Source organism: Variovorax gracilis, from assembly GCF_030317115.1.
GTDB classification, from domain to species: domain Bacteria; phylum Pseudomonadota; class Gammaproteobacteria; order Burkholderiales; family Burkholderiaceae_C; genus Variovorax; species Variovorax gracilis.
Map to the genome: position 1 here is coordinate 85,465 of NZ_JASZYF010000001.1, position 15,170 is coordinate 100,634.

The following is a 15,170-nucleotide window of genomic DNA, read 5'->3' on the forward strand; positions in this document are numbered from 1 at the left end:
GCAGCATGTGGGGCGATAGAGGGAAATTGCAAGGGGAAGCTGGCAGCTGCACCAACCTGGGATTACAACAGCATTTCAGGAACGATCGGCGCAATCAGCTTGTTGTAGAAGCGCAAGAGGAAGCCTGATTCCGGTTCGACGGTCAAGATGATCTCCTTCTCGCCATCAGTGGTGAGCCATTCGACCGTGCCACTTTCCTTTGACAGGCGTAGGCGGTAAGAGTTCTGGAACTTGCTGATGTTGATCACCCGAAGCATCTCCCGCGCGAGCTGCGGGCTGTCGACCACCACCCCCATTTCAGTGTTTTGCGTCGCGGAGCGTGGGTCCAGGTTCATCGAGCCGATGAAGACACGCTGCCGGTCGATGGCCGCCGTCTTGGCATGCAGGCGCCCCAGCGAGGTGCCGAAGGAGCCGAATCGTTCGTTGGCCGTGGTCCGCGCCGGACTCAGTTCGTAGAGATCCGCGCCGCTGAGGAGCAGCCGCTGGCGATAGCGGACATAGCCCGTATGCACCAGCGGCTCGTCATTGGCGGCCAGCGAGTTGGTGAGCAAGGTCAGCTTGACCTTGCGCCGGGAAAGATCGTCGAAGGCAGCCATCCCCTTTTCGCCGGGCACGAGGTAGGGCGAAGTCAGGTCCACCTCGTTCTTCGCGTCGAGGAGCAGTTCCCAGACCTTCATGGTCACGCTGGTGGACAGCGCTTCGTCCGCAGTCATGTACTTGGGCTTGCTCGGCGGATCGGCGACGGCATGCGCCTCGCCCCACAGCAGGCCCATGCGCCCGGCATCCAGTTCTTCGCCAATGGGCCCATAACCGAGGATGTCGGAGGGCGGCAGCTCGATCCTGGGCGGCATCGAACTCATGCCGATCCAGTTGTCGAAATCATCCGGCGCGGGCTTCCGGCCGCCCTCGCCTTTCACGATTTCCTGGATCGGCCACACCTGCTCGGCATTCCAGTAGGCGTCGAAGATCAGCTCGAGTTCCGTCACGACCTTGCCGACCACCAGCGCATCCATGTCGATGAAGTTCTGCGCTTCGCTGAGAACGAAGTACTCGTCCGCAATGTTGCGGCCGCCCACCACCGCCATGACGCCATCAGCAATGAAAAGCTTGTTGTGCATGCGGTGGTTGAGCCGCACGATCTCGTGCGGCGACGCCGCGAAGCGCGACACGAAGCCATCGCGCCCGCAGCAGAACGGATTGAAGAGCCTCACCTCCACATTCGGCGTCTGCGCGAGCGCGAGCAGCGGCTGCTGGCTCTTGGCGGTATAGAGGTCGTCCACCAGCAGGCGCACCCTCACACCGCGCGCCGCGGCCTCCCGCAGGGCGCGCATCAGCAGCCGGCCAGTGGCGTCGTTCTCGAGCTGGTAATACTGGACGACAAGCGACACCTGTGCCCGCTTCGCGAGTTGAATGCGTGCATCGAGCGAATACACGCCCAGTGGCATCAGGCGAAAGCCGGAGTGCTCACCGGGCGGAGTGGAATCGGCCGCGATCTTCGCCAGCGCGGTCGCCGCATCGGGCCGTGTCGCGACTTCCACTGGCCGCTCGGGGGCCACCGGCAGCGAGCCGCAGGCGCCCAGCAACGCGATCGCAGCAAGCATCAGCCCCCATCGCAGCAGGCGAATCGCGCCTGGTTTCATGTCGTGTTCCCTCGTTGATCCGGTCCAGATGCGCGCTTGGCTACCCTCGGTTCAGCCTCGCGCAGTGCGACCTCCGGTCCTAGAATTCGAAGCGCCGTCACCCGGGGTTACATCATGATGCTATCGATCTTCGCTCGCGCGACCTTGCTTGCTGGGGCAGTGACCATGGCGACACCCGCCGCCGCCGCGCTCGACATCGGCGACCCGGTGCCGAAGTTCACCGCCACGGCGGCACTCGGCGGCAAGACCTTCCGCTACTCTCTCGCCGAGGCGCTCGTCAAGGGACCGGTGGTGGTGTATTTCTTCCCCGCGGCGGACTCCAGCGACTGCTCCATCGAAGCACACGCCTTTGCCGAAGCCATCGACCAGTTCACCGCCCTGGGTGCCACGGTCATCGGTGTATCCGCCGACGATATCGACACGCTCGCGAAGTTCTCGGTCAAGGCTTGCCAGAGCCGTTTCCCCGTAGCGTCCGACCAGTCCAAGACAGTCATCCAGGGTTTCGATGCGGTGATGCAGACGCGGCCCGATTTCGCCAACCGTCTCTCTTACGTGATCGCGCCCAACGGCAACGTCGCGTACTTCTACCAGAACCTGAATCCGGACAAGCACGTCGAGCGCATGCTGAATGCGCTGCGCGCCCTGCCAAAGGCGACGGCTGCGCGCTAGTCAACGATCGACCCGGTGAGGTCGCGGGAGGTCGCTAAGATTTCCCCCATGCAACTCAACTACATCGGCAACGAAAGCGTTGCTTCTTCGTCCGGCCGCACGCTGCCGGTGATCGACCCCTCCGACGGTCAGACCTTCGACGAACTGCAACGCAGCAATGCGGCCGACATCGATGCCGCGGTGCGGGCGGCGCGCCAGTGCTTCGAGACGACCTGGCACAAGCTCAGCGCGGCCGATCGCGGCAGGCTGCTCTACAGGCTCTCGCAGAAAATCGCCGAGCACGTGGACGAACTCGCCCTCATCGAGCAGCGCGACTGCGGCAAGCCGGTCAAGCAGGCACGTGCCGACGCGCTGGCGCTGGTGCGCTATTTCGAGTTCTACGCGGGCGCCTGCGACAAGCTGCACGGCGAGACCATCCCTTACCAGGACGGCTACAGCGTCTTCACCTGGCGCGAACCGCACGGCGTCACCGGCCACATCATTCCGTGGAACTACCCGATGCAGATCTTCGGGCGTAGCGTGGGCGGCGCGTTGGCCGCGGGCAACGTGTGCGTGGTGAAGCCGTCGGAAGACGCCTGCCTCTCGCTGATCCGCGTGGCCCAGTTAGCGGCCGAGGTCGGCTTCCCGGCCGGCGCGATCAACATCGTGACCGGCTACGGCCATGAAGTCGGCGACTCGCTCGCTCGTCACGAGGGCATCGACCACATCAGCTTCACCGGCAGTCCCAAGGTGGGCACGCTGATCCAGCAGGTCGCGGCCGAGCGGCATTGCCCCGTCACGCTGGAACTGGGCGGCAAGAGTCCGCAGATCATCTTCGCCGACGCCGAACTCAGCGCCGCCATTCCCGTGTTGATCAATGCGATCGTGCAGAACGCCGGCCAGACCTGCTCGGCAGGCTCGCGCGTGCTGATCGAGCAAAGCATCTACGAGCCGCTGCTCGAACGCCTCGGCCACGCCTTCGAGGCGCTGCGTGTCGGCCCCGCGGCGATGGACCTGGACGTCGGCCCGCTCATTCGCCAGACCCAGCAGCAGCGCGTCTGGGACTTCTTGTCCGACGCCCAGGTTGCGGGCATCCCGATGGTGGCGACCGGCGTGGTGGTCGACGAGGCGCCCGAAACCGGCTTCTACCAGGCGCCCACGCTGCTGCGCGACGTGCCGGTGAACCACCGCCTCGCACAGGAGGAAGTCTTCGGCCCGGTCCTGGCCGCGATGTCGTTCCGCGACGAGGACGAGGCGGTGGCGCTCGCCAACGCCACGCAGTTCGGCCTGGTCGCCGGCATCTGGACGAACAACGGCGCGCGCCAGTTTCGCCTGGCCAAGCGCGTCAAGAGCGGGCAGGTGTTCATCAACAACTACGGCGCGGGCGGCGGCGTGGAACTGCCCTTCGGCGGCGTCAAGTCCTCGGGCTATGGGCGCGAAAAGGGCTTCGAGGCCCTGTACGGCTTCACGACGCTCAAGACGGTCGCCATCAAGCACGGCTGACCCACATCACATTCATACCTTACGGAGACAAGATCATGCGAGTCAAGGACAAATCCATCATCGTGACAGGCGCCGGCGGGGGTATCGGCGAAGGCATCGCGAAGCGGCTGGCGGCCGAGGGTGCGCAAGTCGTCGTGAACGACATCAACACGGCGCTCGGAGAACAGGTGGTCGAGGCCATCCTGCGCGACGGCGGCCGCGCTTCCTTCTTCGCGGCGGACGTCACGAAGTCGACCGAGGTCAAGGCGCTGGTCGAGGCTGCGATCGAGCGCCACGGCAAGCTCGACGTGATGGTCAACAACGCCGGCTGGACACACCGCAACCGCCCCGCGCTCGAAGTGAGCGAGGACGAATTCGACCGCTGCTATTCGGTCAACGTGAAGAGCATCTACCTGTCGACCCTCCATGCGGTGCCGGCGTTCCGCGCCAATGGCGGCGGGTCGTTCATCAACATCGCATCGACCGCGGGCGTGCGTCCGCGCCCAGGCCTCACCTGGTACAACGGTTCGAAGGGCGCGGTGATCACCACCAGCAAGTCGCTCGCCGCCGAACTCGGCCCGGACAACATCCGCGTGAACTGCATCAACCCGGTCTTCAATCCCGACACCGGTCTGGCTGCCGAGTTCGCCGGCGGCCCCGTCACCGAGGAACGCAAGGCCAAGTTCCGCGCCACCATCCCGCTCGGACGCTTCTCGACCGCGCTCGACGTCGCCAATGCCGCGCTGTACCTCGCGAGCGACGAGGCATCGTTCATCAGCGGCGTCTGCATCGAGGTGGACGGTGCACGGTGCGTGTAGCTGACGCCGCCGTGGTCATGTAACCCCGAATGGCCGTCCGGCCGGGCGATAGGTTAAATTGCTCCACCCCATGAGCAAGCATGTCGTCCCTGTCTCCGAGATCGGTCGCGTCCGTCGCACGACGGATTCGGCCGGGCGCGTGGTTCCGGCCACGGGCGTATTGCTCGACCGGCTGGCCCGTCCGCTGACCGACCTGCGCATCAGCGTGACCGACCGCTGCAACTTCCGCTGCAGCTATTGCATGCCGAAGGAAGTTTTCGACAAGGACTATCAGTACCTGCCGCACAGCGCATTGCTGAGCTTCGAGGAAATCACGCGACTCGCGCGCATCTTTGCGTCGCACGGCGTGCACAAGGTCCGCCTCACCGGCGGCGAACCACTGCTGCGCAAGAACCTCGAAGTGCTGATCGAACAACTCGCTGCACTGCGAACACCGGACGGCCAACCGCTTGATCTCACGCTGACGACCAATGGATCTTTGCTCAAGCGCAAGGCTGCCGCACTCAAGGCCGCCGGCCTCCAGCGCGTGACCGTCAGCCTCGACGGCCTGGACGACACCGTGTTCCGCAGCATGAACGACGTCGACTTTCCGGTCGCCGAAGTGCTCGCGGGCATCGAGGCCGCGCAGGCTGCCGGGCTTGGCCCGATCAAGGTCAACATGGTCGTCAAGCGCGGTACGAACGAGCAGGAAATCATCCCGATGGCGCGGCACTTCCGCGGCACGGGCGTGGTGCTGCGCTTCATCGAATACATGGACGTGGGCGCGACCAACGGCTGGCGCATGGACGAAGTCCTGCCCTCGGCCGAGGTGATTCGTCGCATCGCCGAGGAATTCCCGCTCGCGCCCCTCGAAGCCAGCGCGCCGGGTGAAACGGCGCAGCGCTGGGCCTACGCGGACGGCGGCGGTGAGATCGGCGTGATCAGCAGCGTGACCCAGGCCTTTTGCCACGACTGCAGCAGGGCACGCCTGTCGACCGAGGGCAAACTCTACCTGTGCCTCTTCGCCAGCACCGGCTATGACCTGCGCCCCCTGCTGCGCGGCGGTGCCGACGATGCGCAGATCACGTCCGAGATCGGCCATATCTGGCAGGGCCGCACCGACCGCTACTCGGAGCTTCGCGCATCGCGCGAGCCCGACACCGATGCAGGCGCGCCGCGCCGCGTCGAAATGAGCTACATCGGCGGATGAGCGCACCGAACGCCATCGCAGCCAGCGATATCACCGGGCTCGTGCTCGCCGGGGGGCGTGGTTCGCGCATGGGCGGCGTCGACAAGGGCCTGCAGAATTTCAACGGAACGCCGCTCGCGCTGAATGCGGTGCTGCGACTCGGCATGCAGGTTGGAGAGATGATGGTCAACGCCAACCGCAACCTGTCGGCCTACGAATCCTTCGGCGTGCCGGTCTGGCCGGACGGCCTGGCGGACTATGCGGGCCCGCTCGCGGGCTTCCTGACCGGCCTGGAGCGCTGCGAAACCCCCTATCTGCTGACCGTGCCCTGCGACACGCCACTGTTCCCGCTCGATCTTGCCAGCCGTCTGGCCGATGCCCTGGCGGCCGACGACGCCGAGATCGCCATGGTCAATGCACAGGAAGCCGCCGACGAACCCGGCGGCGCGACCGAGTTGCGTCCTCAACCCGTGTTCTGCCTCCTACGCACCACCCTGCTTGAAAGCCTGGTGCGATTCACGCAAGGCGGTGGCCGCAAGATCGACAAGTGGACCGCGCAGCACCGAACGGTCCTGGTGCCCTTCGATCGGCCCGGCGACGCGCCAGACGCGTTCTTCAATGCGAACACCCTCGCTGAACTGCACGCCCTCGAAGGCCAGCGCCCCTGATTTCTTTCTCTCCACATGAGCCGCATTGCCGACATCGCCGCCGCATTGGCCGGCTACGACCCCAAGGCCCTCGGCGTCGATGCCGTGCAAGCCTTCCTGGCCCGCCTGGCCGAGCCCGCCATCGTCAAGCAAGGCGAACGCATCGCGCTGCGCGACGCGCTGGGCCGCGTGCTGGCGGAGGACATCATCTCTCCGGTGAGTGTGCCGCCGCACGACAACTCGGCCATGGACGGATTCGCATTCGACGGCGCATTGCTCGATGCCGCCCCTGCCGGCAGCGACGCGTCGATCAGCCTGCGCGTGGTGGGCACGGCGCTTGCCGGCGCCGCCTGGCGCGGCGAGCTGGCCGTCGGTGACGCCGTGAAGATCATGACCGGCGCGATGATGCCGGCCGGACTCGACACGGTCATTCCGCAGGAGTTTTGCCAGGTCGAAGGCGATACCGTGCGCTTTCCGGCCGGCGCATTGCGCCGCGGCGACAACCGCCGCTTTGCCGGCGAAGACCTGATGCAAGGCACGCCCGCCCTGGAGCGCGGCGAAATCGTCTCACCCGCCGCGTTGGGCATGGTCGCCAGCCTCGGGCTGCCGATGGTGCCGGTGATGCGCCGCCTGCGCGTCGCCTACTTTTCCACCGGCGACGAGATCCTGAGCCTGGGCGAGGTGCCGCGCGAAGGTGCGGTGTTCGACAGCAACCGCTACACCGTCTTCGGCTTGCTCACGCGACTGAGTTGCGAAGTGATCGATCTCGGGCTGGTTCGAGACGACCCGGCATCGCTCGAAGCCGCATTGCGCCGCGCCGCCAGCGAGGCCGACGCCATCATCACCAGCGGTGGCGTGAGCGTCGGTGAAGCCGACCACACCCGCGCCGTGATGCAGCGGCTCGGCGACATGGCATTCTGGCGAGTCGCCATGCGGCCCGGCCGGCCCATGGCCGTCGGCCTGATTCCGACGGAAAGCGATGCACGCGGACCTGCGGTGCTCTTTGGCCTTCCCGGCAATCCGGTCGCGGTGATGGTCACCTTCCTCGCCTTCGTGCGCCCCGCCCTCCTGCGCATGATGGGCTGCAACGCCACATGCTCCGCGGCGCCGCCCCTGCTGCGCGCCACGAGCGTCGATGCGATCCGCAAGAAGCCCGGTCGCACCGAATACCAGCGCGGCCGAGTACAGGCCGTGCCGGGGGCGCTACCCCAAGTACGCATCGCCGGCAACCAGGGCTCCGGTGTGCTGAGTTCCATGGTCGAGGCCAATGGCCTGGTCGTGCTGCACCACGATCAAGGCAGCGTCGCCGCGGGCGACCCGGTCGACGTGATGATGTTCGACGGCGTGGTGTAAGGTCCGTCGACCCCGACCCCAGGAGTTGCGATGCTCGCAGCCAGAATCGAGTTGATGCAGCAGATGCCCATCTTCGGCGCCATCGGCGCGGAGACCATCGAGTTCCTGCTGGCACCGGCACCGGTAGTCAAGGTTCCGGCCGGTGGCTTCTTCTTTCACGAAAACGATCCGGCCAGCGGGATGTATGTGCTCGAGAATGGGCGCGTCACCGTATGCAAGAGCTGGCGAGGCCACGATCTGCTGCTGCGACGGCTCGGCCGGGGAGACTGTTTCGGCGAAATGGCCCTGCTGGATCTTTTCCCGCGCAGCGCCTCGGTCCGTGCCGAGGAAGATTGCAGCGCCATCGAACTCTCGTCGGCCAACCTCTACCGGCTGTTCGAGCGCGATGTCGAGCAGTTTGCGCTGATCCAGATGAACATCGGCCGAGAAATGAGCCGGCGCCTCCGAATCACGGACGACCTGCTGTTCCGCGCCAGCATGGGCGAGACGCTGGAGACGCCCGAGCGGATCTGACACGCCCCTTCGGACGGACTCAGATCCGGCCCAACGCCTTCTCCACGCCCTTGTTGGCCAGCGCATCCGCCCGCTCGTTGCCCGGATCGCCCGAGTGACCCTTGACCCAGCGCCATTCGATCTGGTGGCCACCTTCAGCCACCAGCTTGTCGAGTTGCTGCCACAACTCCACGTTCTTGACCGGCTGCTTGGTCGAGGTGCGCCAACCCTTGGCCTTCCAGCCTCGGATCCATTCCGTGATGCCCATCCGCACGTACTGGCTGTCAAGGTAGAGCGTGACCTTGCACGGGCGCTTGAGCGCACCCAGTCCTTCGATGACCGCCTGCAGTTCCATGCGGTTGTTGGTGGTGTTGAGTTCGCCGCCGAAAAGCTCCTTCTCGGTGGCGCCCGACTTGAGCCATGCGCCCCAGCCTCCCGGACCGGGGTTTCCCTTGCATGCGCCGTCGGTGTAGATCTGTACTTCGTTCAAAAACCGTTTCCTTCTTGCTGTCGATGAGTGGTGTCGCGGTGCATCTTGCCCGCGATCGGGACGGGGGCGCTGGCGCGCGAGGCGGCTCGACGCCAGTCGGCGCTCAGTAGCCGCAGCCCGCGCACCCGCTTGACCGCCACCAGAAAATAAACGGCGCCGAAAATGGGCCACCAGCGCTCGCCGGCGTTGTCGAACCAGCGGCAGCGGTCCAACCACGCCTCGCTGCGCACCGCCGGGCGATAGACGCCGAAGCGTCCCGATTCAACCTCGAAGCTCAGCAGCCGCAGCCAGTCGCGCATGCGCCGGTAGCCGATGAAGTCGCCGGCCTCCGGCAGGAAGAGTTCGCCGAAGCCGAGCCTACGGTACAGGTGCGCCCGGCGCTGTCGCATGCCCCACAGGCTCGCCGGGTTCAGGCCGCATATGACGACCCGGCCTTCGGGCAGCAGCACCCGCTCGACCTCGCGCAGCGTCGCATGCGGATCGGGGCTCAGCTCGAGCGTGTGCGGCAGCACGACCAGGTCGAGGCTGTTGGCGGGGAAAGGCAAGGCCGAGAAGTCGGTCACCAGCGCGCTCCGCACCGGCATCGCGGGGTCGGACAAGGCCAGCCAGCGATGCGGCATGCGGTTGGTCCGAAGCCCCTCGATCTCGGCCAGGCCCAGCTGCAGCGCGTGGTAGCCGAACACATCGGCCACCGCCTGGTCGAACTGCGCCTGCTCCCAAGCCAGCAGATAGCGGCCTGGGGGGGTCTCGAACCAATCATGCAAACCTATAATTTGACCGCTCATGACCCTCGTTCCGCTGCCCGCTTTTGCCGACAACTACATCTGGATGCTGCAGGACGGGCGCAACGCGATCGTGGTCGACCCAGGGGACGCCCAGCCGGTGTTTGATGCACTGGAGCGTGGCAATCTGCAACTGGCCGCGATTCTAGTCACGCACCATCATGCCGATCACACGGGTGGCGTGGCAGCGTTGCACGAAGCCACCGGTGCGCCGGTCTTCGGCCCTGCCCGCGAGCGCATTCCGGAGCCGTACGCACGCCTGGCGCACGGGGACCATGCCGAGGTCCTCGGACTGCGCTTCGAAGTGATCGACGTCCCTGGCCATACGGCCGGCCATATCGCGTACTTTCTGCCGGCCGATCCCCGCAATGCCGCAGCGGGCGATCTTGTTCCCCTGATCTTTTGCGGTGACACGCTGTTTTCGGGCGGCTGTGGCCGCCTTTTCGAAGGTACGCCCGCGCAAATGCTGGCCTCGCTCGACGCGCTCGCCGCGCTGCCGGGCAATACCCGCGTATGCTGCACCCACGAATACACACTTGCCAACCTGAGATTCGCGCGCGCGGTGGAACCGGGCAACGCCGATCTCGCTCAGTACATGATGCAGTGCGAAGCACTGCGCGCGCGCGGCGAACCGACCCTGCCTTCGCAGCTATCGACCGAGCGCCTCATCAATCCCTTTCTTCGCAGCCGCGAAGCCACTGTCAGTCGAGCGGTCCACGCTCACGCCGGCCTTTCTGCCCAGGCCGCGGAGACCGAGGTGTTCGCCGCGCTGCGTCAATGGAAAAACGACTTTCGATGAAATTTATCGTTGCCGCCTGCCTTGCGGGCTCCCTCTTTCTCGCAGGCTGCGCCACCGGTACGGGCCCCTCGCCCGCCAACGAGGCGTCGAGCGCCGCGTCCGGCAGCGCCACGCCCGTCTATCCGCGTGGAGCGCTCAAGCCGATCACTTCCGGTGACGCGAACGGCGAGGCCAAATCACGCGCCGTCGTCACCCTGGCGCCCCCCGCCGACATGTGGGACCGGATCCGCCGCGGCTTCAAGATGCCCGACCTGGACAACGACCTCGTGCGCGACCGCGAGCAGTGGTATGCAAGCCGGCCCGACTACATGCAGCGCATGACCGAGCGCTCGAGCCGCTACATCTTCCACATCGTCGAGGAACTCGAGCGCCGCAACATGCCGACCGAGATCGCCCTGCTGCCCTACATCGAGAGCGCCTTCAATCCACAGGCCGTTTCCAGCGCGCGCGCGGCGGGCATGTGGCAGTTCATGCCGGCCACCGGCACCGACTTCGATCTCAAGCAGAACATCTTCCGCGACGACCGGCGCGACGTGGTGGCCTCCACGCGCGCAGCGCTCGACTACCTTCAGAAGCTGTACGGCATGTTCGGCGATTGGCAACTCGCCCTCGCCGCCTACAACTGGGGCGAAGGCAACGTGGGCCGCGCCATCGCCAAGAACCAGCGCGCCGGCCTGCCCACGGGTTACAGCGACCTCACGATGCCCGCCGAAACGCGGATGTACGTGCCCAAGCTGCAAGCGGTCAAGAACATCGTGGCGAATCCGGAGCGCTACCACGCCGATCTGCCGCTGATCGCCAATCACCCCTACTTCCAGACCGTCGCGCTCAAGCGCGACCTCGACGTGGCGCTGGCCGCCAAGCTGGCGGACGTGAAGATCGAGGATTTCCGCGCACTCAACCCGTCTGCGCACAAGCCGGTGCTGCTGGCCGCAGGCACGCCGGAAATCCTGCTGCCCTGGGACAACGCCGCGGTCTTCCAACGCAACTTCGAGGCCTACACGCAGGGCCAGTATGCGAGTTGGACCGCATGGACCGTGCCCTCGACCATGACCGTGGCCGATGCGGCCCAGCGCTCCGGCATGAGCGAAACCGATCTTCGCGCGATCAACAACGTGCCGCCCCGGATGCTCATCAAGGCGGGCTCGACGCTCATCGTGCCGCGCGGCGCGCGCGTGCAGGAGGACGTCGCGGCGCTGGTCGCCGACACCGGACAGCTCAGCTTCCAACCCGAGATCGTCACGAGGCGCACGGTGGTCAAGGCCGGCCGTACGGACAGTGTCGCAAGCATCGCCCGCCGCTACAAGCTGAGCCCTGCGAGCGTCGCCGAATGGAATGACGTCAAGCCGAACCACTCCTTCCAGAAGGGGTTCAGCGTGGTGGTGTACCTGCCCGTCAAGGCTGCGCGCGCGGTGAACGTCGGCACCGGAGCGACGCGCGCGCACGGCGCGCCGGTGCTCAAGGCCACGAGCGTTGTTTCGAAGAGCACGCCCACCAAGGTGGCGAAGAGCCCGCCCACCAAGGTGGCACGCGAGCAACGCGGCGGTACGCCGGCAAAGAAGAAGCGCTGAAGGCAAGGCCGCGGCCTGCGTCAGGCGGCGGCCTCAGAGCTTTTCGGTCTCGCCGCTGCGCGGCTGCCACTTCATGAGGCGTTTTTCGACGACACCGACGATACCGTCGAGCACCAGCGCGAACGCCGTGAGCACCACGATGCCCGCGAACACCGTGTTGACGTCGAAGGTGCCCTCCGCCTGCAGGATCAGGTAGCCGACGCCGCGCGCCGACCCCAGGTACTCACCGACCACCGCCCCGACGAAGGCCAGGCCGACCGAAGTGTGCAGGCTAGAGAACACCCAGCTGGTTGCACTCGGCAGGTACACCGTGCGCAGCAACTGCCGCTGGTTCGCGCCGAGCATGCGTGCGTTTGCCAACACCACCGGGCTCACCTCGCGCACGCCCTGGTATACGTTGAAGAACACGATGAAGAACACCAGCGTGACTGCGAGTGCCACCTTGCTCCAGATGCCCAGCCCGAACCACAGCGCGAAGATCGGCGCGAGGATCACGCGCGGCATCGAGTTGGCGGCCTTGATATAGGGGTCGAAGACCAGGCTCGCAGTCGGCGCCAATGCGAGCCAGAGGCCGCAAGCCAGTCCTAGCAACGTGCCGATCACGAAGGCCAGCACGGTTTCGAGCAGTGTCGTACCCAGGTGGCGGTAGATGTCGGCGTTGCCCGGCAGGCCGTCGGGAAACAGCGGGTTCGGCGGAATGGCGATCGGCATGAACCAGCTCCAGATCCGCCCCGCGACCTGGATCGGCTCGCCAAGGAAGAATGCGAACTGCTGGTTGCGCGACGCCACGTGCCAGGCCACCAGCAGCGCGATCAGCACCGTGATCTGCCAAAAGCGCGCATTGCTTTCACTCGGCCGAAGGTTCATCTCAGGCCGCCTTCCTGAGTTGCTGCGCGTACCCTTTCAACACCTCGTCGCGCAGGACGTTCCATATCTGCGTATGCAGTTCGACGAAGCGCGGGTGCGTGCGAACCTCCGCCACGTCGCGAGGCCGTGCGAGGTCGATGGCGAATTCGCCGATGGGATGGGTCGCCGGACCGGCGGAGAGAACCACGACACGGTCGCTCATGGCGATCGCCTCGTCGAGATCGTGCGTGATGAAGAGCACCGCCTTCTTCTTCGCGGCCCACAGATCCAGTACCTCGTTCTCCATCAGCTGCCGCGTCTGGATGTCGAGCGCGCTGAAGGGTTCGTCCATGAGGATGATGTCCGGGTCCAAGGCCAGCACCTGCGCGAGCGCCGTTCGCTTGCGCATGCCGCCCGACAACTGGTGCGGATAACGGTCGCCAAAACCGCTGAGCCCGACTCGGCCAAGCCATTCCTCCGCCTGCGCGCGCGCCTGGGCTTCGGGAATGCCGCGGTATTGCAGGCCCACCATCACGTTGTCGAGCGCGCTGCGCCACGGCATCAGCGCTTCCGACTGGAACATGTAGCCGGCGCGCGTGTTGATGCCGGCCAGCGTCTCGCCGAAGACCTTGACGCCACCCGACGACGGCTCCAGCAGCCCTGCCCCGACGTTGAGCAATGTCGACTTGCCGCAGCCCGTGGGTCCCACCACCGACACGAACTCGCCTTCGCGGATGCGCAGCGTGGTGCCGGCGACGGCGGTATAGCGTCGGCTGTGATCGTCCTTCGAGCGGAAAGTGCAACTGATATCGAGAAGTTCGAGCGCGTAGTCGGCCATGGAGTTCACAAGAAAAAACCCGGCCGGAGCCGGGTTGCGGGACGTCGAGGTCAGGCTTTGAACCTGTCCTTGGCGCGGCGCGCAAAATCGTTCGTGTAGAGCTTCGACAAGTCGATCTTGTCGGCCTTGACCGTAGGGTCGAAGCTTGCGATCGCGGCGAGCGCGGTCTTCGGGCCCTCGGCCGGCACCAGCCCGTCGGTCGCAATCGCTTCGCGCACCTTGTCGAAGGAAGCGAGGTACAGCGCACGGTCGCCCAGCAGGTAGGTCTCCGGCACGGTCTTGATGATGTCGCCCGGGCCGGCCGTCTGCAGCCACTTGAGGCCGTGCACGATGGCATTGGCCATGGCCTGGCAGGTGTTGGGATGCTTCTGGATGAACTCGGAGGACGCATAGAGGCACGCGGCCGGCATGAGGCCGCCAAACACCTCCTGCGTACCCTTGAGCGTGCGGGTGTCGCTGATGATCTTCACGTCGCCCTTCTGCTCGAGCATCGTCATCACGGGATCGGTGTTGCTGATGGCGTCGATCTGACCCGAGCGCAGCGCCGTCAGCGCGCCGGCGGCAACCCCGACGCCGATGTAGCTCACGTCGCTCGCCTTCAGGCCGCCGCGCGAGAGCACCAGATTGGCGACCATGTTGGTGGACGAACCAGGTGCCGACACACCGATCTTCTTGCCCTTCAGATCGGCGATGTTCATGTAGCCCGGCATGTTCTTCGTCGAGACGCCGATCGCGATCTGCGGTGCGCGGCCCTGGAGCACGAAGGCCTGGAAGTACTGGTTCTTCGCCTGGAGATTGATGGTGTGTTCGAACGCGCCCGAGCAGACGTCAGCCGAACCACCCACGACAGCCTGCAGTGCGCGTGCGCCGCCGGAGAAGTCGGATATCTCGATTTCAAGGCCTTCGTCCTTGAAATAACCAAGCTGCTCGGAGATGGTGAGCGGCAGGTAATAGAAAGCGGCCTTGCCGCCCACTGCAATCGATACCTTGGACTTTTCCAGCTTCGGCTGCCCGTAGACCAGTGGCGCCCCGATGGCGGCGGCTCCCAGCGCTGCAGCAACGGTGAAGGTACGGCGATTGAGCATGAGTAACGCCCGCAGGCCCTTTGTTCGAATAATTCGAATCGAGCTTAGGGGCGCACTTCTGCGCCTGCATCGGGAACATCCCGTGCGGGTTTTTACGTAAACATGAAGACCTCTATCGCCCAGCGAACAGCAGCGCGATATTCACGAGGAATGCGAGTGCCCAGACCGCACTTCGAGCGGCGCCGATGCCCGCGATGTAGAGCGCGATGTAGAAGACGCGCAGCACCACGAAGGCCGCGGCCAGCAAATCGATGTCGTGCTGCGCGGCGCCGAGTTGGTGCGCGATGATGACCGCCCCGATGAAGAATGGCAGTCCTTCAAAGCCGTTCGCCTGCGAGGCGTAGGCGCGCGCACGCCAGCCGGACTGGCGTCCACCCCACTCGCGCGGCCTCTCGTTGTCGTTCAGGCTGAAGGCCCCGGCTTTCGCGATGTACGACGACGCGTAAGGTAGCAGTGCTGCAATCAGGACGCACCAGTAGGCCCATGTCAGGGATGGCAGCATGATGGTTCC

The 15,170-nt window shown here is 65.6% G+C and carries 16 protein-coding genes; 9 read left to right on the top strand and 7 right to left on the bottom strand.

Translation table 11 applies throughout. From position 1 onward, the window contains the following. Positions 1–62 precede the first annotated feature (62 nt). Positions 63–1,640 (bottom strand): phospholipase D family protein, encoded by a 1,578-nt coding sequence (locus QTH97_RS00440; protein WP_286565994.1) that lies wholly within the window; start codon positions 1,638–1,640, stop codon positions 63–65. Between the two features lie 117 nt (positions 1,641–1,757). On the opposite strand from QTH97_RS00440, the gene QTH97_RS00445 reads away from it, so the two are divergent. The 7 genes from QTH97_RS00445 to QTH97_RS00475 all read left to right on the top strand — a co-directional run bounded on the left by QTH97_RS00445 (position 1,758) and on the right by QTH97_RS00475 (position 8,269). After that, positions 1,758–2,309, top strand: coding sequence for a peroxiredoxin (locus QTH97_RS00445; protein WP_444813376.1), 552 nt, complete (start codon positions 1,758–1,760; stop codon positions 2,307–2,309). A gap of 48 nt (positions 2,310–2,357) precedes the next feature. Beyond that, on the top strand, positions 2,358–3,791 hold the full coding sequence (locus QTH97_RS00450; protein ID WP_286565997.1) for an aldehyde dehydrogenase family protein: 1,434 nt from the start codon (positions 2,358–2,360) through the stop codon (positions 3,789–3,791). 35 nt (positions 3,792–3,826) lie between these two features. Then, complete coding sequence (locus QTH97_RS00455; RefSeq protein WP_286565998.1) at positions 3,827–4,588, top strand: SDR family oxidoreductase; 762 nt, start codon at positions 3,827–3,829, stop codon at positions 4,586–4,588. A gap of 70 nt (positions 4,589–4,658) precedes the next feature. Beyond that, positions 4,659–5,777 (top strand): GTP 3',8-cyclase MoaA, encoded by a 1,119-nt coding sequence (moaA, locus tag QTH97_RS00460; protein ID WP_286565999.1) that lies wholly within the window; start codon positions 4,659–4,661, stop codon positions 5,775–5,777. Further along, the gene (mobA, locus tag QTH97_RS00465; RefSeq protein WP_286566000.1) at positions 5,774–6,424 is read left to right on the top strand and encodes a molybdenum cofactor guanylyltransferase MobA; all 651 of its coding nucleotides are present in this window, start codon (positions 5,774–5,776) and stop codon (positions 6,422–6,424) included. The genes moaA and mobA overlap by 4 nt, the downstream gene beginning before the upstream one ends. 15 nt (positions 6,425–6,439) lie before the next feature. Then, positions 6,440–7,756, top strand: a complete 1,317-nt coding sequence (gene moeA, locus QTH97_RS00470) for a molybdopterin molybdotransferase MoeA (RefSeq protein ID WP_286566001.1) — start codon at positions 6,440–6,442, stop codon at positions 7,754–7,756. Positions 7,757–7,786: 30 nt separating this feature from the next. After that, the gene (locus tag QTH97_RS00475) at positions 7,787–8,269 is read left to right on the top strand and encodes a Crp/Fnr family transcriptional regulator (protein ID WP_286566002.1); all 483 of its coding nucleotides are present in this window, start codon (positions 7,787–7,789) and stop codon (positions 8,267–8,269) included. Between the two features lie 19 nt (positions 8,270–8,288). Here QTH97_RS00475 and rnhA read toward each other — a convergent pair whose 3' ends face one another. Together rnhA and QTH97_RS00485 are read right to left on the bottom strand one after the other, a co-directional pair. After that, a complete protein-coding gene (gene rnhA, locus QTH97_RS00480; RefSeq protein WP_286566004.1) occupies positions 8,289–8,738 on the bottom strand; it encodes a ribonuclease HI in 450 nt (149 codons plus the stop codon). Next, positions 8,735–9,523: a class I SAM-dependent methyltransferase gene (locus QTH97_RS00485; protein WP_286566005.1), complete on the bottom strand. Its 789-nt coding sequence runs from the start codon at positions 9,521–9,523 to the stop codon at positions 8,735–8,737. The genes rnhA and QTH97_RS00485 overlap by 4 nt, the downstream gene beginning before the upstream one ends. Here QTH97_RS00485 and gloB point away from each other — a divergent pair. Both gloB and QTH97_RS00495 read left to right on the top strand, forming a co-directional pair. Continuing rightward, entirely contained in the window at positions 9,522–10,319 is a 798-nt protein-coding gene (gene gloB, locus QTH97_RS00490) for a hydroxyacylglutathione hydrolase (protein ID WP_286566006.1), read from the top strand. The genes QTH97_RS00485 and gloB overlap by 2 nt on opposite strands. Continuing rightward, complete coding sequence (locus QTH97_RS00495; RefSeq protein ID WP_286566007.1) at positions 10,316–11,890, top strand: transglycosylase SLT domain-containing protein; 1,575 nt, start codon at positions 10,316–10,318, stop codon at positions 11,888–11,890. Before gloB ends, QTH97_RS00495 begins: the two co-directional genes overlap by 4 nt. A gap of 33 nt (positions 11,891–11,923) precedes the next feature. Here the strand turns inward: QTH97_RS00495 and QTH97_RS00500 are convergent, their stop codons facing one another. From QTH97_RS00500 to QTH97_RS00515, 4 genes are all read right to left on the bottom strand, one after another. Beyond that, a complete protein-coding gene (locus QTH97_RS00500) occupies positions 11,924–12,757 on the bottom strand; it encodes an ABC transporter permease (RefSeq protein WP_286566008.1) in 834 nt (277 codons plus the stop codon). A gap of 1 nt (position 12,758) precedes the next feature. Beyond that, a complete protein-coding gene (locus QTH97_RS00505) occupies positions 12,759–13,574 on the bottom strand; it encodes an ABC transporter ATP-binding protein (RefSeq protein ID WP_286566009.1) in 816 nt (271 codons plus the stop codon). 50 nt (positions 13,575–13,624) lie between these two features. Next, positions 13,625–14,659 carry an ABC transporter substrate-binding protein gene (locus QTH97_RS00510; protein WP_286566010.1) on the bottom strand — a complete coding sequence of 345 codons (1,035 nt, stop codon included), beginning with the start codon at positions 14,657–14,659 and terminating at the stop codon, positions 13,625–13,627. 112 nt (positions 14,660–14,771) lie between these two features. Next, the gene (locus QTH97_RS00515) at positions 14,772–15,164 is read right to left on the bottom strand and encodes an MAPEG family protein (protein WP_444813377.1); all 393 of its coding nucleotides are present in this window, start codon (positions 15,162–15,164) and stop codon (positions 14,772–14,774) included. Positions 15,165–15,170: the final 6 nt, after the last annotated feature.